Here is a 20,705-nt window from a genome sequence, read left to right as displayed (position 1 = left end):
GCGACCTTGGCCGACGCTGGCGACCTTGGCCGACGCTGGCGACCTTGGCCGACGCTGGCGACCTTGGCCGACGCTGGCGCGACGCTGGCGACCTTAACTGGTGCTGGTGCGACGCTCGCGGGGTCGTCCCGCACGCTGGCGGGGTCAGAGCGCAATCTGTGGATAGTGGGGGCGTCGCGTGAGCACCGCCTATCGACATTGTCCGGCCGCACTGTGCGGGGACCACCCAGCGAGTGTCGATTGGCGGTGCTGGCGCGACGCTCACGACCCTGGGGGCGCTACTTCTTCTTGGGCGCGGCCCTCTTCGCCGCAGGCTTCTTGGCCGCCGGCTTGCGCTTGGCGGGCGCGCGGCGGGCCGGCTTCTTGGCCGGCCCCTTGGCGCGCTTCTCCACCAGCAGTTCCTGAGCCTTCTCGGGCGTGAGGGTCTCCACCGTCTCGCCGCGCGGGATCGTCACGTTGGTGATCCCGTCGGTGATGTAGTCACCAAAGCGGCCGGACTTGGCGACGATCGGCTTCTCGCTGACCGGGTCGATGCCAAATTCCGCAAGCGGCGGCGCCGCCTGGCGCCCACGTCCCCGCTTGGGCTCGGCATAGATCGCCAGCGCCTGCTCAAGCGTGATGTCGAACAGCAGATCCTCGGACTCGATGGTGCGGGAGTCCGCGCCCTTCTTCAGATACGGACCGTAGCGACCGTTCTGGGCGGTGACCTCGGCGCCGTCGGCGGGATCCACACCCACCACCCGCGGCAGCGACATGAGCTTCAGCGCATCCTGCAGCGTGACCGTCTCCAACTGCATCGAGTTGAACAACGACGCGGTGCGCGGCTTGATCTTCGAGTCCTCGGGCGTCACCTCCGTGACGTAGGGGCCGAAGCGGCCGGCCTTGGCGACGATCGGGAAGCCCGACTCGGGGTGGGTGCCGAGCTCCCGCTCGTCCCCGCCCTGGTTGGCGAACAGTTCCTCGCACAGCGCGACCGAAAGCTCGTCGGGCGCGGTGTCCTCTGGAACCGACGCGCGCTGGGTTTCGCCGTCCACCTCGCGCTCGATGTAGGGCCCGTAGCGCCCCACGCGCAGCGAGACGCCGTCGCCCACGGGGAACGTGTTGATGGCGCGGGCGTCGATGTCGCCCAGGTCCGCCACCAGGTGCTTGAGGCCCTCGGTGCGGCCGTGCGTGGCGCCCTCGGTGCCCAGGTAGAAGTCGGACAGCCAGTCGGTGCGGTTGACGTCGCCCGCCGCGATCTTGTCCAGCCCCTCTTCCATCTCGGCCGTGAAGTCGTAGTCGATCAGCCAGTCAAAGTGCTTCTCCAGCAGGCCGACGATCGAGAACGCGATCCACGTGGGGATGAGCGTCTGGCTCGCGACGCGCACGTAGCCGCGGGCCACGATCAGGTCCACGGTGGACGCGTAGGTGGAGGGTCGCCCAAACTTGCGGTCCTCGAGCTCCTTGATCATGGAGCCCTGCGTGAAGCGTGGGGGCGGCGTGGTGGCGTGGGTGACGGGTGCGAGGTCGGTCGCGTCCACGGCCTGACCCTCCGCAAGTTGTGGGAGTCGGGCCTCCTTGTCCTCGATGACCTTCGCCTCGTCGTCCTCGTAGCGGGACCTCTCGCGCGACTCCTCGTAGGCGGCCATGAAGCCCTGGAACGTGATGATCGTTCCCGATGCGGAGAATTCGACCGCGTGGTGGTTGGCGCTCGTGGCGCCGATGCGCACGGTGGAGGTGGTGCCGGCGGCGTCCGCCATCTGGGAGGCGACGGTGCGCTTCCAGATCATCTCGTACATGCGGAACTCGTCGCCGCGCAGTTCCGAGCGCACGCTCGCGGGAGTGCGGAAGCTGTCTCCGGCCGGGCGAATCGCCTCGTGCGCCTCTTGGGCGTTGGAGTCCTTGCTGGAGTACACCCGGGGTGCGCTGGGGACGGAGTCGGCGCCGTAGAGCTCGACGGCCTGCTTGCGGGCGGCCCGCACGGCCTCGCCGGACAGCGTGGGCGAGTCGGTACGCATATAGGTGATGTAGCCGCGCTCGTACAGCCCCTGGGCGACGCGCATCGCCTCGCGGGCGCCCAGGCGCAGTTTGCGGCTCGACTCCTGGATCAGCGTCGACGTGATGAAGGGGGCGGCCGGACGACGCTTGTACGGCTTGGAGTCGACGCTCACCACGGAGAAGTCCGCGTCCGACAGGCCGGCCGCGAGCGCTCCTGCGGCGCCGGCGGTGAGGTGGGTGACCTTGGCGGTGTCGGTGGTCAGCGACCCGCGGTCGTCGAAGTCCTTGCCCGACGCCACGCGCTTGCCGTCGACCGACGCGAGCCTCGCGCCAAAGGTACGCCCGGCATCGGCGCCATCCTTGGCCGCGAACGTCGCGGTGAGGTCCCAGTATTCGGCGGCCTGGAAGGCCATCCGCTCGCGTTCACGGTCCACCACCAGGCGCAGCGCGATGGACTGGACGCGGCCGGCGGACAGGCCCGGCGCGACCTTGCGCCACAGCACCGGCGAGACCTCGTAGCCGTAGAGGCGGTCCAGGACGCGGCGAGCCTCTTGGGCGTTGACCAGCTCCATGTCGACCTCGCGAGGGTGCTCCATCGCCCGCATGATGCCCTCTTTGGTGATCTCGTGGAATGCGAGGCGCTTCACGGGCACCTTCGGCTTCAGCACCTCGAGCAGGTGCCAGGCGATGGCCTCTCCCTCGCGGTCCTCATCGGTGGCGAGGTAGACCTCGGACGCATTCTTGAGCTTCGCCTTGATCTCCGCGACGACCTTCTTCTTCTCCGGGCTCACCACGTAGTACGGCGCGAAGCCGTTCTCGATGTCGACGGCGAACTTGCCGATCGAGCCCTCGCGCTTGTCCGCGGGCAGCTCGCTGGGCTGGGGAAGGTCGCGGATGTGGCCGACGCTGGAGACGACGTCGTAGTCGTCGCCCAGGTAGCCGCCGATGGTGCGCGACTTGGTGGGGGACTCCACGATGACGAGCTTGCGGGCCATGAAAACCTAACTTCTTGAGAGGGTGTGTCTCGGGGTCGAGTCCGTCACAGGATACATACGGTCAGCGATGCCCTCGCCCGACCCCGGTCCCGATGCGCGGGGCCTGCAGGCGCACCGGCGTCGCCTGCAACCTGAGACAATGGGGTGGTGAACCTCCCCAAGAACGCCGTCACCGAAGCCCTTTCCGACGCCGTCCTGGCGGCCATGACAGGCGCCGCCGGCGCCGAGATCCTGCCCCGTTGGCGGTCGCTTTCCGCCAACGAGATCCGCACCAAGGAACACGAATGGGACCTGGTGACCGACGCCGATGTCGAGGCAGAGAAGCTCCTCACGGTCGCCTTGCGCGACCTGCTCGACATCACGGTCGTGGGCGAGGAGGCCACCGCCGCCAACCCGGCCCTGCTGGACGAGGTGGGCACGGGCAAGCCGTGCTGGGTGGTGGACCCGGTGGACGGCACTCGCAACTTTGTCGACGGCAAGGAGACCTTCGCGTGCATGATCGCGCTGATCGACGGCGGCCGCACGCAGGCCGCATGGATCACGTATCCCACCAACGGCAGCGAGATTCATGCCGCGCGCGGCGTGGGCGCGTTCCTCAACGGCACCCCGCAGGCGACGCCCGCACCACCACGGCCCGACGCGCTACGCGGCGCCATCTCGGCGCTGTTCGCCGGCAAGGGCACGGATGACGCCATCCTGGAGCAAGCAAGCACGCTGGGCCCGGCGGCCCCCATCCGCTTCTGCGCGGGATGGGACTACCTGGACATCGTCACCGGCCGCACGGACTACACCACCTTCTCGCGCACGCTGCCGTGGGACCACGCCCCCGGCGCTCTGATCGCCATCGAAGCGGGACTCCGGTCGGCGCACTTCGACGGCAGCGAGTACCTGCCGGGGGATGGTCGCCCCGGGATCCTGACAGCGCACCCGAGCGTCTGGCAGCGCGTCAGCGACACCGTCGCACCGGCGCTCGAGACTCCTTAGGCCGCATACGCGAAAGGAGGGCCCCCGGTGGGGGCCCTCCTTTGGTTGCGAGTCGCGAGGCGGGTTACGCGTTCGCGGGCGCGTCGACCTTGGTGATGGTGGATGCGTCCTTGGCTTCGGGCTTCGTGGAGCCGGCCGTCATCCAGAACATGACGCCACCGGTGACCAGGAAGATCAGTCCGAGGCCGCCAAGGAGTCCGGAGACTCCGTAGCCCATGGTCAGGGTCGAGGCCGTCACGGAACCCACGCCGAGCTCGGCGATCAGGGCGTGTGCGGTCGCCGTCCACACTTGGGCACGAGCCGGGCCCTCGAGCGGGTGCATGCGGTCAAAGTCGGCCCAGTACTTGCCGTCGGTGGGGACGTCGTAGGTGCCAGCCTTGAAGGTCTCACCGTTGTACTCCACGTCCTCGGTCAGCGTCACCTCGGTGGAGCCGTTCAGGGTGTGGTAGGCGACGAGCGCCATCTGGTACATGTATTCGGAGCCGGTGTTGACCAGCGGGTCGTTGGGGTCCATCTCGGCGGACTTGACCGCGTAGCCCCAGTCGTCCTGCAGCAGGTCCATGATGGCCTGCGCGCCTTCGACGGTGCCGCGGTCGGTGAGCACGCCGTTCTCGTCGTACGACAGGGTGACGTTCTGAGCTGCGGAGAAGTCCTGCAGCGACTTCGAGCCGGCCTGCACCTGGGTGAAGGCGAAGATGCCGGCGGCGAGGAAGCCTAGTCCGGCGAGCGCGAAGAAGGCGCCGAGGAGCTTGAGCTTGGTGGCCATGATTTTCACTTCCGTTTCGAGGAGATCGTGGGGATTGAGTTGTCGTGCCGGGTTCATAGTGCCGGTACCTGGCGAGCCGTCACTGGGACTTTTAGCCCGACGCACACGTGTTGAGGGGTGCGTTTCTAGGACTCGCTATGGTGCCGAACGGGCGCTTCGGGACGTAGGTCCCACAAAAACGGCCCCTTCGGCTCCGGGCGAGGCCGGGACCGTCCCGGTGTCGGCCCTGTCCCTGCCCGTGACTCATCACACCGCCCGAAGGACCCCGGCGGCGCGGCAAGCGTGTCGCCAGCGCGGGCAGGTCGGGACCCTCCTGGCGACGGAGCTAGCGGGTCGCCAGTTCGGCCAGGTCGCGCTCGGTCAGCACGTCGCGCAACCGCAAGTGGCCGAGCGCGCGCTGGTAGGCGTCGGAGGCGCCATCGGGCCTCGCCTCCTGAATGATCGGCCGCGGCCCGCCCAACTCCTGAACACGCTCCATGATCGCCATGACGTCGTCGCGCGTGTGGGTGGTGGGGTCGACGGTGAGGCGCACCTCCACGTCGCCGCCCCAGTCAAGGGCGATCTCGAGGGACTGCCAGGCCTTAGCACCGGACGCCGACTGGCCCGTGATGTCCTGATAGCCCTCGGGCGTGGCCTTGATGTCGAGTCCGAGCCAGTCGGTGTGGTGAAGCGCCTCGCGCAGCCGGCCGGGGTAGGCGCCCGCCGAGTGAAGGCCCACCGCGAAGCCGCGTGCCTTGGCCTCGTGCATCGCGGGAATGAGGGCCGCCTGCCGCGTAGGTTCGCCGCCGCTGAAGACGATCCCGTCCAACTGGCCGGCCCGCCGAGCGAGATGCCCCAGCACGGTCGACCACGTCACCCGCCCGGCGGCGCGGGGGTCCTGAATATACGCGTTGTGGCAATACGTGCACTGCCACGGGCATCCCTGTGCGAACACCGTCGCCACCAGCTTGTCCGGCCAATCGACCGTGGAGAAGGGCTCGAATCCGGCAATCTGCAGGCCGTCGGCGCCGCCGCGGGCGTCCGGCCCGAACAGTTCGGCCACCTTGCTCACCCTTCCCCCGTTCTCGAGCGCGTCCCCGGCATCGTCCCGCCTCGCGTCCCCGGCATCGTCCCGCCTCGCGACGTCACGAGACGGGACCACGGTCCCCGTCACGCGAGCGGCGTCTTGATGGATTCCTCGCGGAAGTGCACCCGCTCCGCGTGCTCGCCCTTCTTGCCGATGTTGAAGGACTTCACGGGTCGGTGGTAGCCCATCACTCGGGTCCAGACCTCGCACTCGGTGACCTTGTCCTGTGCTGCACACAGCGGGCACGTGGGCTGCTCGCCGTCCAGGTAGCCGTGCTGCGGGCAGATGGAGAACGTGGGCGTGATGGTGATGTAGGGAAGGCGTGCGGTCTCGAGAGTGCGCTTGACCAGCATCTTGCAGGCGTGAGAGGAACTCACCCGCTCTCCCATATAGAGGTGCAGCACCGTGCCCCCCGTGTACTTGGACTGCATCTCGCTCTGGCGGGCCACCGCCTCGAATGGGTCGGACGTGAAGCCCACGGGGAGCTGGGACGAGTTGGTGTAGTACGGGTTCTCGTCCGTGCCCGCCTGAAGGATGCCCGCGTACCGGCGGCGGTCCTCCTTGGCGAAGCGATAGGTGGTGCCCTCCGCCGGGGTGGCCTCGAGGTTGTACAGGTGACCGGTGGACTCCTGGAACTCCACCATCCGGTCGCGCACGTGGTCGAGCACCTCGAGCGCGAACGCCTCGCCGTCGGGGGTGGTGATGTCGTCTGCGTCTCCGGTGAAGTTGCGGATCATCTCGTTGATGCCGTTGACGCCGATGGTGCTGAAGTGGTTGCGCAGGGTCCCCAGGTAGCGCTTGGTGTAGGGGAACAGGCCGTCGTCGATCGCCCTGCCGATCACCTCGCGCTTGACCTCAAGGCTGTCGCGGGACAGCGCCAGCAGGCGGTCGAGCGCGGTGTAGAGCGACGCCTTGTCTCCCTTGTGGAGGTATCCCAGCCGGGCCATGTTGATGGTGACGACGCCGAGCGACCCCGTCTGTTCCGCCGAGCCGAAGAGCCCGTTGCCGCGCTTGAGCAACTCCCGCAGGTCCAGCTGCAGGCGGCAGCACATGGAGCGGACCATGTGGGGCTCAAGGTCGGAGGAGATGAAGTTCTGGAAGTACGGCAGGCCGTACTTGGCGGTCATCTCGAACAGGGCGTCCACGTTGGGGCCGTCCCAGTCGAAGTCCTTGGTGATGTTGTAGGTGGGGATGGGGAACGTGAACACGCGGCCCTGCGCGTCGCCCGTGGTCATCACGTCGATGTAGGCGCGGTTGATCATGTCCATCTCGGACTGCAGGTCGCCATACGTGAAGTCCATCTCCCGACCGCCGATCACGGGCACCTGAGGGCGGAGGTCCTCGGGGCAGATCCAGTCGAACGTGAGGTTGGTGAACGGCGTCTGGGTGCCCCACCGCGACGGCACGTTGAGGTTGTAGATGAGCTCCTGAACGCCCTGGCGCACCTGCGTGTAGTCCAGGCCCTCGAGGCGGATGAACGGAGCCATGTAGGTGTCGAAGCTCGAGAACGCCTGCGCGCCCGCCCACTCGTTCTGCAGGGTGCCCAGGAAGTTGACGATCTGCCCGACGGCGGAGGAGAAGTGCTTGGCGGGGCTGGCCTCCACCTTGCCGCCGACGCCGTTGAAGCCTTCGGCGAGCAGGGTCCGCAGCGACCAGCCGGCGCAGTACCCGGAGAACATGTCGAGGTCGTGGATGTGGAGGTCGCCGGCCCGGTGCGCCTCGCCCACCTCGGGTTCGTACACGTGGCTCAGCCAGTAGTTGGCGATGACCTTGCCTGCGGTGTTCAAGATGAGCCCGCCCAGCGAGTATCCCTGGTTGGCGTTGGCGTTGACGCGCCAGTCGCGCCGGAACAGGTACTCCTCGATCGAGTCCTCCACGCTGATGAGCGGGGTGCCGTTGCGCGGCGTCGTGACGTCGATGCCCTGCGTCTGGGGGGTCGGGTCATCAACGATCGCGCGCGGCGCGGGGTCGATCAGGGGCGCGAGAACGCTGAGGTCGGTGGCGTCTTGAATAGAGGTCACAATTCTCCCTTGAACTGCAAGGGGCGATGGTCCAGACCACTACATCTAGTGGCACCTTTGCCCGTGGATACCTACATATAGTGTTCTACGCCCATTGGTATCGAGAAATCCGGGACCATGGTCCCCTTCGCGGCATCTCACGCGCGTCGCTCGCAGAGAGGCCTCCCATTCCCCGGGAGTCCGGCCTGGCGGTGTGCAACTCACTACCAGGCGCGCACGCCGCTCCACCATCACGCGGGCTTGGACGGCCCGCGGGCCACGCAGTAGTGAGTTCTTCACCGGGCGACTCCCAGAACCGGCGCAGGGTCGCTACGGGAACCGGGGCCCGCGCCGACGAGACTGCGCTAGGCGGGCTAGTGGCTCGCGCCGCCTTCGCCGCCGAGATCCAGCGCGCACTCGATCTCCGGACCGATCACACCCGTGAAGGTCCGCCCGGTTTCCACGAATCCGCAACGCGCGTATGCCGACCGCGCATGCGGGTTGTCGCGGTGAACGTCCAGGGTCAACGTGTCGAAACCCGCCGCACGCGTCCAGTTCGCCGCGTGCGCCAACAACGCGTCAAGCACTCCCTTGCCCCGGTGGGTGGGGCGCACGTAGACGCCCACCACGTCGGCGCGATCTTCAGTGGAGACGACTCCGTGATGATCGGTGTCTCCGCGGCGGCGCACCAGCACGGCCACCGATCCCACCCAGACCCCGTCGTCCTCGGCCACGAGTTGCGCGACGACTTCCGATTTCGCGCCGTTCGACGCCCGCTCTCGCCAGAAGTCGGGGTCCAGCTCCCGCGACGACTCAAGCGTTTCGAGAAAGGCGACCGCCGCGTCACTGTCCGCCAGCGACTCGAGACGCAGATCACGCACGCGTTCCCACTCGTCGGCACGGATGCGGCGAACCACCGGCCCGCTCACGCCGCCGCGCCCATCACCCGGCCAGCCGTGCGCGCACCGTGACGTGTCATGCCAGCATCGTCCCAGGAAAGTGGCTCGCTAGCGCGGGGGCGCCTACGGGATCTGCGCTCCCTCTTCGTCGTGACCCTCGGCAGTGGCGGCCTCGTCGGCCTCCAGTTCGACGCCGCCCGCGTGGGACCTCAAAGAGGCTGTGGCCACGGCGAACGCGGCAATGGCGGCCGCGATGATCGCGATGCCCCACCGCAACCACGGGTTGGCGCCGTCGCCGTAGCTCAGCGCGACCACGGCCGGGGCGATGAGCAGGGCCACCAGGTTCATGACCTTGAGGAGCGGGTTGATGGCCGGCCCCGCCGTGTCCTTGAACGGGTCGCCGATGGTGTCGCCGATGATGGTGGCCTCATGCGCCGGGGAGTACTTGCCGCCGTACTTGCCGTCCTCGACGATCTTCTTGGCGTTATCCCACGACCCTCCGGAATTGGACAGGAACACGGCCATCAGCACCCCCGTGCCGATCGCGCCCGCAAGGAAGCCCGCCAGAGCGCCCACGCCCAGCCCGAAGCCGACGACGATGGGGGCCATCGCGGCCAGGAGTCCTGGTGTGGTGAGTTCGCGCAACGAGTCGCGTGTGCAGATGTCCACCACGCGGCCGTACTCGGGGCGTTGCTCACCCGTCATGATTCCGGGCATCTCGCGGAACTGCCTGCGCACCTCGAACACGATGGCTCCCGCGGCGCGGGTCACCGCGTCGATCGCCAGCCCGGAGAACATGAAGACGGTCGCGCCGCCGATGATCACGCCCACCAGGGTGACGGGGTTGATGATCTCGTACGTGAAGTCGGTGGCCGACGCCGCGGCGGACAGCATCGCCTCGTTCACCGCATCGGAGTAGGAGCCGTAGAGCGCCGTCGCCGCGAGCACGGCGGTGGCGATCGCGATGCCCTTGGTGATCGCCTTGGTGGTGTTGCCTACCGCGTCCAGGTCGGTGAGGATCTGGGAGGCCTCCGCGTCCACCTCGCCCGACATCTCCGCGATGCCCTGGGCGTTGTCGCTCACGGGACCGAACGTGTCCATCGCGACAATCACGCCCACCGTGGTGAGCAGTCCGCAGCCCGCAAGCGCCACGAGGAACAGGGCGAGCGATAGCGAGCCAGCGGCAACGAAGTACAGGATGACGATGGCTCCGGCGATCACCATCGCGGTGTAGACAGCCGACTCGAGGCCCAAGCCGATGCCCGACAGCACCACGGTCGCGGCCCCCGTACGCGAGGTCTCGGCCACGCGCTTGGTGGGCTTGGATGCCGTGTCGGTGAAGTAGCCGGTCAGCCACAGGATCACGCCCGCGAGGCCGATGCCGATGAACACGGCCACGGTGGCGACGATGCGCGGGTCCGCGGTCAGGTCGGCCAGGGACGATCCGTGGAACTCGCTGAACGAGCTGGGCAGGTAGACGAATGCGGCAGTCGCGGACAGCACGGCGCCCACCGCGGCCGACGTGTAGAAGCCCCTGTTGATGGCGCGCAGCCCAGGCTCCCCGTCGCGCACCTTGGTGATGAACACGCCGAGCGCGGCCGTGAGAGCGCCCACCGAGGTGACGATCAGCGGAAAGATGAGCCCCTCCTCGCCGAAGGCCACCTTGCCCAGGATCAGCGCGGCCACCAGTGTCACGGCGTAGGACTCGAACAGGTCGGCGGCCATGCCGGCGCAGTCGCCGACGTTGTCGCCCACGTTGTCCGCAATGGTCGCAGGGTTGCGCGGGTCGTCCTCCGGAATGTGGTTCTCGACCTTGCCCACCAGGTCGGCTCCCACGTCGGCCGCCTTGGTGAAGATGCCCCCGCCGACGCGCATGAACATGGCCAGCAACGCCGCCCCAAAGCCGAAGCCCTCCAGCACCGCCGGTGCGTTTTCGCGGAAGATGAACACCACGGCCGTCGCCCCCGCGAGGCCCTGGCCCACCACGCCCATGCCGACCGCGCCTCCAGTACGGAACGCGATCCGGGCGCCCTTTTCGCGGCCGCCGGGCTCGGTCGCGGCCGCGGCGACGCGCACGTTCGCGCGCACGGCCAGCCACATGCCCATGTAGCCAATGGAGGCCGAGCAGAAGGCGCCCAGCAAGAAGAAGAGCGAGCGGCCGATGCGCACGCCCGCGTCCCCTGGTAGCAGGAACAGCAGTCCGAACACCACGGCCGCGAACACCACGAGCGTGCGGAACTGACGATTCAGGTACGCCGCCGCACCCTCTTGGATCGCCTCAGCGATCTCCTGCATCTTCGACGTGCCGTCGCCAGCCTTCAGCACCTGTCGTCGCAGCGTCCACGACAACAGCAGCGCGGCAGTGGCGACAATGCCGATCACCACCACGATGACAACGCTGGACTGACCAAACTCAAAGTCCGGGACAGTGGCCAAATGCATTCGTCCTCCTTGACGACTTGCGCGGCACATTGCGCGCACTGCAGTACGCCGCGAGTCTAGGTCACAACAGGGGCATCGTGTCTCGCACCCAACGTTTTGCGGGCCCCAGGCGTCGACATGGTGAACAACCTTCAGGGAGGGCACATGGCCACCAGGCTCGAAGGGATGGAACGCCTGGTCCGCGAGCGCGAGAAGGCGCTGCTGGGCTACGCGTACGTGGTCTGCGGCGACCCGACGCTGGCTCAGGACCTCGTGCAGGATGCGCTGGTGAAGACATTCTCACGCCCCCGAGAGGGACTGTCACAAGTCAAGGCCGAGGCCTATGTGCGCCGCGCCATCACCACGATCTACGTGGATCACTACCGACGCCAGCAGCGCTGGCAGCGGGTGCAGCACCTGTTCCGCCCGCAGGTGGTCCAGGAATCCACGACTGTGTTCTCGGATCTCAGCGCCGACGTGGCGACCGCCCTGGCCGACCTGCCCCCGCGCGTGCGCGCCTGCGTGGTGCTCCGCTTCTTTGACGACCTCACGGTGCCGGACATCGCGGGCCAACTCGGCCTCGCACCCGGCTCCGTCAAGCGCTACCTCTCCGATGGCATGCGCGCTCTCGAACTTCGACTCGGCGCCCTGGACGACGCGGACCACGCGCTCGCCCCAGAGGTCGACGTCGCCCCCCAAGAAAGGAAACTCCCATGACGAGGCTCTCCGATCACCTGCGCGGCCTGGCCGACAGGGCGCCCGTGGCCGACTCGGTCATCTCCGTTGAGGTCGCCTCGCGGCGCATTCACCGCCACCGCCGGTTGCGCGCTGGCGCCAACGCCGCTGCCGGCGTGGGCGCGGCCGCGGTCATCGCCTTTGCCGCGATGAACCCTGGCGGCGGCGCCAAGAACACCACCGCGGATGCCGCCATGGAGCCCGCGGGTGGCAGCCAGGGTGACGCGGCGATGATGGGCCCCGAGGACGCCACGCGCCTCGCCTGGGGCACGTGCGGGTCCTATCCGCTCGCCGACTCTGTGGCGGTGGATCCCGTCAACTCGCTCACGCTGACCGGCGCACCGGACGAGGCCGTGGGGGGCGAAACCCTCACGCTCGACGCGACGCTGGTTCCGGCATCGTCCGGAGAGGTGGAGACCTTCGGTCCGCAGGCTCTGATCTTGTGGGACGGGATGGTCGTCGCATCCGGCACGACCGCGGCCGCCGAGTCCGCGGCCCTGTCCTTGACTGCGGGCGAGCCCCTTGAGCAGACGGTCGCTGCGGATCTGGTGGACTGCTGGGAGGGCGCACCCCTGCCCGGCGGCACGTATCAGGTGATCGCCATGCAGGAGCTGTTCACCGCAGCGGAGGTTCCCCCTGCGGTGCCGCCGGTGTCGACCGTCGAGCCTGACGAGCCTGGCGTTCCTGTCGAGCCTGACGAGCCTGGCGTTCCTGTCGAGCCAGCCCCTGACACCCCCACCCAGACCACCGTGGTGGACGGCGGCATCGCGGCGGATGCGGGCGGTTACCTCCGGGTCGTGTCGTCGCCGGTCGACCTGGCGATCGCTGGCGACGTGCCGGAGGACCCCTTCGGCCAGTACCTGCCCAAGCCGGTGGAGCCGATCGACACACCCGATGACCTCCTCACTCCCGCCGATGCGCGGGACGGTTTCGCCGCACACGTGACCTCAACGCCGTGGGCCATGGAGGCGGGCTCGCAGCGGGTTCTCAAGGTCAACGACTCGGCGGAACAGGCTGATGAGACGTCGTGGGCGCGAAACTACTTTGGTTGTGCGTGGGACGCCACCATGAATGCGTCGTTTCCTGCGACGAGCGCGACCTGGGACCTGCTGGATGTGACCGCCACGTTGCCACGCAACATCGATGTCTCGTATGGCTGGGTGGTGGAGGACAACCCCACCGTCGAGCTGAAGGTGACCAATGTCTCCGGCCACACGTTGCCGGGCTATTGGGGCTCCGACCCCAACACGACCCTGATGCTGGTGCGCGGCGGCAAGGTGGTCGCGGAGGGATACCCGGTGCCTGCGCGGCGTGACTCCGGCGTGCTCCTTGAGTCCGGCGTGCTCCGTGACTCCGGCATGATCGCGGCCGAACAGGACAGCATGCTGAACCCGGGCGAAGGTCTCGGTGGAACCTACCTGTGGCGCGACGTGAACGGTTGCTCCACGGGAACCAAGATCGCGGACGTCTCGCCCGGCACGTACACGGTGCTCAATGTCCAGTCGATCTACGTTGACTCCGGCCAGGTGTACTACGAAACCTACGTCGAGGAAGGCGTCGCTGACCCGGCCCTTGGCGCTCCTACCATGCAGAAAGATGCCGCCACCGGCGGCGGAGTCGACTCGTCCGGATCCGCGCGCGGTGCGATTGCACCCGTGCCTGCGCCCGGACCCGCACCAGCCCCCGGGGACTACGACTGGATCGAACTCCAGGTGTGGACATCGCTCGGGACCATCACGGTGAGTTAATTACCGTTCCCTCACCGTGCGGCGGCACGGCCGACGACCCCCGCGTCGGCCGTGCCGCCCCTCTTCTTGCCGACTTCCTGCCAGCCTTGAGCCGGCTTTGAGCCGACTTTGTGCCCACACGACGTGTCGAATACATCACATTTTGACCGAATCGTCGGCTATATTCCCGCGTTGGAGTCTCACAACTGGCAGCCGCTCGGCGTACTCTGGGACCAGCCCGGCGGCGGCCCAGATCCCTCAGCCTGAGTCGTCGTCGGGTCTCCTTATGCCCGGCACCTCAACCCCACGCAGAGCCCGCGCGCGCGCGTGCAGTCGCTGCGGTGGGCCATCCCGGGATGGTCACCCTCACGGCCACCACCACCGACGAGCCCGCACCCCTCACGCACCCCGTCAGCGTGGCCGCGTTGCGGCCGGACACATCCTTGGCCACGCGGCATGCGCTCGTGAGAGAGGAGGCCGGGCTCACCCCCTCTGCGCGAAGATCACGGTCCTGGCCGGCCGCCGCAAGAGCCGCGAGGTCGGCGGCTCCGCTCGCTCGGGCGTCCGCGATGAGACCCGCCCCCACCTGAGCAAGCGCCGCGGCGATCACCATCATCACGGCGATCACCCCCACCACGAGGGGAGTAGCCGAGCCACGCTCGAGACGCGCTTGGCCCACCCAGCGGGCGTGAGGCTTCCGGGCCACCATCCGCACGGGCGTCATGGAGTGGACCGTGCGGTCGCACAGCGCTCATAGGCGGGCCATGGAGCCCTGCGGCCACCCACGCACGCGGTGACGTAGTCCGCAGTGCGAGACAGCGTCACGCGACCGTTCCCCGACACGCGCTGCCCCACTGCGACGGCGCGTGCATCCGACTCGACGATCGCGGCGCGCGCCGCCTCGCTCGCGCCGCGTTGAGCCGTCTGCACGTCGAGCGTCCACGCCATCGCACTGAGAGCGAGAGCCAGCACGAGCACCACGCTGGGCAATCCGAGCGCAAACTCGACCGTCACGGAGCCGCGGTCCGTTCCAGGCGCATGCGGGTGGCGCGCCGCGTGCCTAGCCACCGGCGAGCGCGCCGCTCACCAGAGACCCAAGGGCGGACCGTACTTCCGGCGATTTGATGATGGCGATGAGCACGGCTGCGAAGGCGGCGGCCGCCACCGTGACCAGCGCGTACTCGACGGTGGCCATGCCATCCTCCCTGCGCGCATCCAGTCTGGTCATCCAGCGAGTGATCATGGGTGTCTCCCTTCGTGGGCGGGGCGTGCGCCCCGCGATGATGACCCGGCGTCCGCCGGGCACGTCTTAGCCCGGTGCCGCGATCACGGCACCGGCCCCGTTGCGCCGCCCATCACCGAGCCCGCCAGGGCGACCAGCAGCGGCACGATGCCCGTGAGGACGAACGCGGGCATCAGGCACAGGGCGAGGGGCAAGGCAATGCGCACGCCCAGCTCTGCGGCGGCGCTCTCACCCGCCGCGCTGGCCGTGTCGAGCAGCGCCTCGTTCAGCGCTGCCAAGGAGTCCACGGGGCTCGCTCCCCGGTGCCATGCCGGCGCGAGCGCACGTGCCAGCGCCTCAAAGCGAGAGGGCGTCACGTCCCATGCGGCCTCCCAGGACACGCCGACGCCGAGGGCCGCGGCCACCGCGCACAGGGCCTGCGCATCCCCACCGCACGCGCGGCCGACGTGATCGAGCGCGCCTCTCACGTCGAGCCCAGAACGGACGGCGGCACCCGTGAGCGCTGCGACGGCAACCAACGAGATCGGCTCGGTCATGGGACGCCCCCGGCCGCGACGGCGCTGCGAACAAGTCGTCGCATCCACCACCGTCCAAGCCATACGAGCAGGCCCGACGCGCCAAGAAGCGCCCACCCGAACGGTGTTCCCAGCAACACCGTCGCGGTGCGCGGCTCCACCGCCAGGCCGAGCGCCATTCCGACGGCCGGCAGCCATGCGAGTACCCGGGCGGACGCCCGCGCCCCGGCGAGCGCTGCCTGACGCCGCCTCGCCGCACCGATGCGTGCACGCTCCACGCGGGCGAGCGCGTCCAAGACGTCGGCAAGCGGCACGCCTGAGGCGTGGGCCAGTCGTGCGGCGGCGCGCGCCTCTGCCGCCAACGCATCCTCGCGGTCCCATGCGGGCGCCCCGTCACCGTCCAGGGTGAGCGCCGGGTCCCAGGCGCGCCAGGCGTCGGCCGCGCCGAGCCCGGCCCGCGAGCCGGCGGCAACCGCGACGATCCGCTCGACGTCCGTGGGCTGGGCGTTCATGCGACCCTCGCGAGCGCGGGCCCGGCGATCACACCGGCGGCCCGAACAAGGCGAGGCCATGCGGCGCCCGGGGTGAGGTGCCCGTCGGCGTCGACCTCGGCCGCGGGAACGGTCCTCAGCTGACCCTCGGACGCCTCGAGGAGCGCGACCTGCCCCACCCGGCGCCGACCGTCCTGCCTGACCAGGTGGATCACGGCGGAGAAAGCCGCGGCCGCGTGAAGCGCGACGGCCCGCTCGCTGAGATCGGCAAGCGCCCCAAGCCCCGCGAGTCGCGCGGGCACATCCTCCGCCGCATTCGCGTGCAGCGTGGTGAGGCTGCCGCGGTGGCCGGTGTTGAGGGCGAGCAGCACGTCTCTGATTTCCGCGCCCCTGCACTCCCCCAGCACGATGCGGTCGGGGCGCATGCGCAGCGCCTCCCGCACGAGCCTCGCGAGGCCCACCGCGCCGGCTCCGTCCACGTTGGCGGCGCGTTCCACAAGCCGCACCACGTGAGGATGGTCGGGCCGGAGCTCCCCCGCCTCTTCGATCAACACGATGCGTTCTGTCGGCTCCACCTGGGCCAGGCACGATGCCAGCAGAGTGGTCTTGCCGGAGCCAGTCGCCCCGGACAGGATCAGGGATTGTCGCGAGCGCACGAGCCCGCGGATCACGGGCGCCAGGTCACCGTGGACCATCCCGCAGATCACCAGGTCCTCCCACTCGAACGAGGAGGACCTGACCATGCGCACAGACACGGCGGCGCAACCGTCCGCAACCGGCGGCAGCACGGCGTGCAGTCGGGAGCCATCCGGGAGGCGGGCGTCGACCGCGGGCGCGGCGTCGTCAAGCCGCCGCCCCCCGAGCGATGCGAGACGCACCGCGAGCGCCCGGACGTCTGAGACCCGCCAGTCCGGCAACACTCCAGGCGCCACGTCGTTCGCGTGTTCCATGCCCAACCCACGGTCGATCCAGACGTCGCGGGGCGAGTTGATGAGCACGTCCGTGATGCCCGGCACCTCGAAGAGGCGGCGCAGCCAGTCGGGAAGCCAGTCAAGCGTTGTCATGAGGCAACGGTGGCGTCGGCGGGGACCCTGTGCGGGTTCGACCGCGTCCGCTCGGGGAGACGCGGCGGGCCGCCCGCCTGGGCACGACGTCGCCCGCCTTTCGCCCGTCACTGCGGGCAGTTAGGCTGAACTCATGGCCCGCCTCAGCGCCGCGTTCTTCGATCTCGACAAGACGATCATTGCCACCTCGTCTTCGGCGGCGTTCTCGCGCCCGTTCATGCGTGAAGGACTCTTCACCCGGACCGACGCGGTGCGCGCCGCATATGCGCACTTCCTGTTTTCGGTGGGCGGCGCCGACGAACGCCAGACGAACAGGCTGCGCGATGCGCTGTCCGAACTGGTCAAGGGTTGGGAAGTCGCCAAGGTGACAGGCATCGTCTCCGAGACGATCCACGAACTCATCGACCCCGTGGTGTACCAGGAGGCACTCGCGCTCATCCGCCGGCACCAGCAGAACGGCCGCGAAGTCGTCATCGTCAGCGCGTCCGGGGCGGAACTCGTGGCGCCCATCGCGGAGCTGCTGGGAGCCGACCACTGGATCGCCTCCGAGATGGAGATCAAGGACGGCACCTACACGGGCGAAATCACGTTCTACGCGTACGGCGAGAGCAAGGCCATCGCGTTGCGGAAGCTTGCGAAGAAACGGGGATACGACCTGGACGCGTCCTACGCGTACTCGGATTCCATCACCGACGCCCCGATGCTCAATGCTGTGGGACACGGCTTTGTGGTGAACCCGGACAGGGCGTTGCGCCGAGCGGCCGCCAAGAATGGCTGGGGCGTCCTGTACTTCCGCAAGCCAGTGGCCCTTCGCAGGGCCGACGCGACAGGTCCCGCGATCGCCACCGTCACCTTTGTGGCCCTCGGGGTCATCATCGGAGCGCTGATCATGAGGGCCGCCCGGCGGAGTCGCTTCGGGCCCTGATGTTCACGGCGCGGCGGGTTGCCCTCGCTCGCGAGGCGTTGCCGTCCGTGGTCGCGTGGGCGGAACTTGTGACTGATCCCCAGCGCGCAGCGCAACTCGCCTCGAATGCCGTGGTCGCCGCAGCCTCTGCGCGGGGCATCACCACATTGCCCCAGTTGGCGCGCGCGGCCCGCGACGCCGCCGCCCACGCCGAGCGCCTTGCCGACGCCTTGCCGAGTTTGCGGCCGCACGAGCGATTGGCGGCTGTGAGGTTCTATCTTGACGGCGAGTCCGTGGACTCGATCGCACAACTGTTTGGCATCGTGCGCGCCGCGGCTTCGCGCGGCACTGGCCGCGGCCTACCGAGAGCGGCCAATCGCCTCGGAGGCGCTCACGCCGGGGCAGGAGCGATCTATTGGCCGTCGTGTGGACGGCAAGCATCGAGGCCCTCAGCGGTGACGTCGTCTCGGTCGAGTCGGCGCCCGAGGAGGATCACGTCGGCCGGAGCGAGCCGGTGATCGGAATGGGCGTCATGGAGGTTCTCGTGGCGCGGGACGGCGCCATCGTCGGGATGCTCATCACCCAAGACTCCACTCTTGGCTGGCAGCAGCACGGTCACACGAGCACCGTCACCGGGCACGCGACGCTCTCCGCCGACCAGTTCTACTGCATCGGTCTGGACGGTCTGTCGGGCGCGTACCTGTACCACGAGGTGGAGCTCGGACCAGGAGCCTACGAGGCGTTCGCGGTCTCCCGGGTGTGATTCCCACCGCCACCCTGGACGAGGACGCCGGTACGGTGACGATGCTGTACGACGCCTCGGCGCTGCCCGAGGAGTTCGACGTGACCATGGCGACCGCTCCGCTGACGATGGTGGTCGAATGAGCGTTGCTCGCGGTCGCCGACCACGCCGATGCCGGGGCGTTGGCCACGCCGACGCCGCCGGTTCCAGACTTTGCCGTGCCTGGCGTCGCGCACATCCCTCTGGCCGGAGGGCCGGATGGCGCCTCCCTCAACGACTACCCCCTCTGCGGCCAGCCCGCTCCGCAACCTCAGCCGACGGCTCATGGCTTCACGATCGCGGCGTCGGTGGGCCCCAGCAGAGACCCGTGGCCCAACCAGAGCGTCGAGTCGCTGACCGCGAGCGTCACGCACAACGCCGGCGACGCCGGACGCGGGCGGCCCGCAGTTCGCCATTCCCGCGTACAGCGACATGTTTGCGTGCCGCAAGCTGTCGCTGCGCGGCCCACGCGAGTACGACCTGTTCCCGGTGGAGCCGGGCGACTGCACGGTGCTCGAGTCGTTTGACCAGATGGTCAGGGCCTGCCTGCCCGATGTCGTGCCGGGCACCCAGGTGGACGCCCTGGCGCACCCGTCCACTGACACCGTCCAGGCATCCGTGATGCCGAGGGTCGCCCCGGACAGATCCTCCGTACGCCTCGATGCGGGGGCCCGCATGGTGTATCTGCGCCACAAGGCTGCGACCAGGGACTTAGGTTGGGGAGACTTCGAGGTGGTGGGCTTCGCACCGATTGAGATGTTCGGGGTGATTCCCTACGACCGCTATTCGGGACACACCAGCGTGTTACTGCGCGTTGATGAAGCCCAGCGGTGCCCCGGCGTCGACGGCGATGCCGCCCGGTTCGCCACGGACACCGCCGTGCTGGGGACGTGGACCGTCACCCCTCCAGACGGCCCTCAGGCCAAGCACGAACTCATCTCCCCCTACCGGCGCGTGGCTGCCGAGCCGCGGTTCAGAGGAGCGCGACGGCTAGGATCGCGGCTTCAGAGTTCCGGCGTTGTGGGACCAAGGCGCTCCGCCGACCGCCGCCAGCCCGTCACCCGGTCTTGCGCCGGAACTGCGTTGGCGCGTGACCCGCGCCGTTGCCGTGCAGGTGCGACCCGGGGCCGGTGGGCCCGCCGGAGACGCGGCCGGTCGAATTCTGCTCGCCCGCTGCGTCGGCCATGAGTTGCTGCTCGTCACCGTCCGCAATGGCGGCCAGAAAACTCTTGGCATCGGCACCTTTCAGCATCTTGGCAAGTTTGCCGCGATGGAAAATGTGAACCTCTCCGTTGGGGCGGGTGCGATAGTCAAATCCATTAGGTCCACTCATGTGCTCATGGGACCACGTGCAGGGGCGGGGCGCAAGCGGTAACGAATCGGTGAGCATGCGGCCTCTTATCGCCACCACCCGGCACGCCAGTAATGCTCGCGAAATATCCCGGTGAAAGAGCGCAACGATCCTTTGTCATGGTTTGGGGGGGTTCGAATACCCCCGCCGGTGTCCCTATATCACATACCGCTGGATTTTCCTTGTAGGCGGGACCTAAGTCGCGTAGTGTGAGTTGCGTCACATGCCGTGCGATTCGTCACACCTTGTGTGTCGCCACCAATGAGGGGCCAGGCGCACTCCCAGCACCTGGCCGGTAGCTGAGGAGCACCAGAAATGTTTAAATTACGGGCACGGAGCATGAAGGCGGTAGCAGTAGTCGCCCTCAGTTTCCTTTTCGCAGGCGTGGGCGCTACGGCGGCAACTGCCGACGAGTCGACTGGCAACGTCGATAATCCTAATGATGCGCCCTACTGGGAGGCTCAGAACCCCGGCTATGTCTGCCACAAAATCGAGCCCCCGGACGAACAAAACGACTACGGCGCGCTGAGCGACGCCCAGACCGTGAAGCTCTACAGTGATCAGGCCCTTCTCGTAGTCAAGGGCGCCAATAATGAGGACGGCGGCAATTACGTAAAGGAAGACCCCCTTGCTGGCGTGGGCTACCAGGCCCCACCGCAACTCCATGAAAATCCTAATGGCGACTTCTACACACAGCCTGACATCAGCCACTGGATTGTCTGTGAATACCCCGTGGATGACACCCCGGTTTTGCCTGTCGCGCTCACCGCGACTGACCTCTGTGGC

General features: G+C 68.4%; 20 protein-coding genes. 7 read left to right on the top strand and 13 right to left on the bottom strand.

The window, feature by feature from the left end; all coding sequences use genetic code 11:
• Positions 1-278: 278 nt before the first annotated feature.
• On the bottom strand, positions 279-2,972 hold the full coding sequence (topA, locus tag QZZ29_RS03985) for a type I DNA topoisomerase (protein WP_291381538.1): 2,694 nt from the start codon (positions 2,970-2,972) through the stop codon (positions 279-281).
• A gap of 147 nt (positions 2,973-3,119) precedes the next feature.
• Between topA and QZZ29_RS03980 the strand changes: the two genes are divergently transcribed.
• Positions 3,120-3,956 (top strand): inositol monophosphatase family protein, encoded by an 837-nt coding sequence (locus QZZ29_RS03980; protein ID WP_291381536.1) that lies wholly within the window; start codon positions 3,120-3,122, stop codon positions 3,954-3,956.
• Between the two features lie 64 nt (positions 3,957-4,020).
• Here the strand turns inward: QZZ29_RS03980 and QZZ29_RS03975 are convergent, their stop codons facing one another.
• The 5 genes from QZZ29_RS03975 to QZZ29_RS03955 form a co-directional block, all read right to left on the bottom strand.
• Positions 4,021-4,722, bottom strand: coding sequence for a hypothetical protein (locus QZZ29_RS03975; protein ID WP_291381534.1), 702 nt, complete (start codon positions 4,720-4,722; stop codon positions 4,021-4,023).
• A 325-nt stretch (positions 4,723-5,047) separates the two neighbouring features.
• Positions 5,048-5,875 (bottom strand): anaerobic ribonucleoside-triphosphate reductase activating protein, encoded by an 828-nt coding sequence (locus QZZ29_RS03970; RefSeq protein WP_291381532.1) that lies wholly within the window; start codon positions 5,873-5,875, stop codon positions 5,048-5,050.
• The gene (locus tag QZZ29_RS03965) at positions 5,872-7,707 is read right to left on the bottom strand and encodes a ribonucleoside triphosphate reductase (protein WP_291381602.1); all 1,836 of its coding nucleotides are present in this window, start codon (positions 7,705-7,707) and stop codon (positions 5,872-5,874) included. Before QZZ29_RS03965 ends, QZZ29_RS03970 begins: the two co-directional genes overlap by 4 nt.
• Before the next feature lie 455 nt (positions 7,708-8,162).
• Positions 8,163-8,717 (bottom strand): GNAT family N-acetyltransferase, encoded by a 555-nt coding sequence (locus QZZ29_RS03960; RefSeq protein WP_291381530.1) that lies wholly within the window; start codon positions 8,715-8,717, stop codon positions 8,163-8,165.
• Between the two features lie 93 nt (positions 8,718-8,810).
• Complete coding sequence (locus tag QZZ29_RS03955; protein WP_291381528.1) at positions 8,811-11,129, bottom strand: sodium-translocating pyrophosphatase; 2,319 nt, start codon at positions 11,127-11,129, stop codon at positions 8,811-8,813.
• A 144-nt stretch (positions 11,130-11,273) separates the two neighbouring features.
• Between QZZ29_RS03955 and QZZ29_RS03950 the strand changes: the two genes are divergently transcribed.
• Together QZZ29_RS03950 and QZZ29_RS03945 are read left to right on the top strand one after the other, a co-directional pair.
• Positions 11,274-11,825: a sigma-70 family RNA polymerase sigma factor gene (locus tag QZZ29_RS03950; RefSeq protein ID WP_291381527.1), complete on the top strand. Its 552-nt coding sequence runs from the start codon at positions 11,274-11,276 to the stop codon at positions 11,823-11,825.
• Positions 11,822-13,591: a hypothetical protein gene (locus QZZ29_RS03945; RefSeq protein WP_291381526.1), complete on the top strand. Its 1,770-nt coding sequence runs from the start codon at positions 11,822-11,824 to the stop codon at positions 13,589-13,591. Before QZZ29_RS03950 ends, QZZ29_RS03945 begins: the two co-directional genes overlap by 4 nt.
• Positions 13,592-13,868: 277 nt before the next feature.
• On the opposite strand, the gene QZZ29_RS03940 is transcribed toward QZZ29_RS03945, so the two are convergent.
• The 6 genes from QZZ29_RS03940 to QZZ29_RS03915 all read right to left on the bottom strand — a co-directional run bounded on the left by QZZ29_RS03940 (position 13,869) and on the right by QZZ29_RS03915 (position 16,883).
• Complete coding sequence (locus QZZ29_RS03940; RefSeq protein WP_291381524.1) at positions 13,869-14,294, bottom strand: Rv3654c family TadE-like protein; 426 nt, start codon at positions 14,292-14,294, stop codon at positions 13,869-13,871.
• Positions 14,291-14,584 carry a TadE/TadG family type IV pilus assembly protein gene (locus QZZ29_RS03935; RefSeq protein ID WP_291381523.1) on the bottom strand — a complete coding sequence of 98 codons (294 nt, stop codon included), beginning with the start codon at positions 14,582-14,584 and terminating at the stop codon, positions 14,291-14,293. The genes QZZ29_RS03940 and QZZ29_RS03935 overlap by 4 nt, the downstream gene beginning before the upstream one ends.
• Positions 14,585-14,630: 46 nt before the next feature.
• Positions 14,631-14,813: a DUF4244 domain-containing protein gene (locus tag QZZ29_RS03930; protein ID WP_291381522.1), complete on the bottom strand. Its 183-nt coding sequence runs from the start codon at positions 14,811-14,813 to the stop codon at positions 14,631-14,633.
• Positions 14,814-14,896: 83 nt separating this feature from the next.
• Positions 14,897-15,349, bottom strand: a complete 453-nt coding sequence (locus tag QZZ29_RS03925) for a type II secretion system F family protein (protein ID WP_291381520.1) — start codon at positions 15,347-15,349, stop codon at positions 14,897-14,899.
• Entirely contained in the window at positions 15,346-15,840 is a 495-nt protein-coding gene (locus QZZ29_RS03920) for a hypothetical protein (RefSeq protein WP_291381518.1), read from the bottom strand. Before QZZ29_RS03920 ends, QZZ29_RS03925 begins: the two co-directional genes overlap by 4 nt.
• A complete protein-coding gene (locus tag QZZ29_RS03915) occupies positions 15,837-16,883 on the bottom strand; it encodes a TadA family conjugal transfer-associated ATPase (protein WP_291381516.1) in 1,047 nt (348 codons plus the stop codon). Before QZZ29_RS03915 ends, QZZ29_RS03920 begins: the two co-directional genes overlap by 4 nt.
• Before the next feature lie 133 nt (positions 16,884-17,016).
• Between QZZ29_RS03915 and QZZ29_RS03910 the strand changes: the two genes are divergently transcribed.
• From QZZ29_RS03910 to QZZ29_RS03900, 3 genes are all read left to right on the top strand, one after another.
• On the top strand, positions 17,017-17,808 hold the full coding sequence (locus tag QZZ29_RS03910; protein WP_291381514.1) for an HAD family hydrolase: 792 nt from the start codon (positions 17,017-17,019) through the stop codon (positions 17,806-17,808).
• A gap of 394 nt (positions 17,809-18,202) precedes the next feature.
• Positions 18,203-18,550: a hypothetical protein gene (locus QZZ29_RS03905; protein WP_291381512.1), complete on the top strand. Its 348-nt coding sequence runs from the start codon at positions 18,203-18,205 to the stop codon at positions 18,548-18,550.
• Positions 18,547-18,672: a hypothetical protein gene (locus tag QZZ29_RS03900; RefSeq protein WP_291381510.1), complete on the top strand. Its 126-nt coding sequence runs from the start codon at positions 18,547-18,549 to the stop codon at positions 18,670-18,672. Before QZZ29_RS03905 ends, QZZ29_RS03900 begins: the two co-directional genes overlap by 4 nt.
• A 953-nt stretch (positions 18,673-19,625) precedes the next feature.
• Here QZZ29_RS03900 and QZZ29_RS03895 read toward each other — a convergent pair.
• On the bottom strand, positions 19,626-19,901 hold the full coding sequence (locus tag QZZ29_RS03895; RefSeq protein ID WP_291381509.1) for a hypothetical protein: 276 nt from the start codon (positions 19,899-19,901) through the stop codon (positions 19,626-19,628).
• Positions 19,902-20,258: 357 nt separating this feature from the next.
• On the opposite strand from QZZ29_RS03895, the gene QZZ29_RS03890 reads away from it, so the two are divergent.
• The coding region (locus tag QZZ29_RS03890; protein ID WP_291381507.1) for a hypothetical protein at positions 20,259-20,705 on the top strand (447 nt) is incomplete at its 3' end.

It is taken from the genome of Demequina sp. (assembly GCF_016278765.1).
Taxonomy (GTDB): Bacteria; Actinomycetota; Actinomycetes; order Actinomycetales; family Demequinaceae; genus Demequina.
This window is presented reverse-complemented; position numbering and strand designations above follow the sequence as displayed.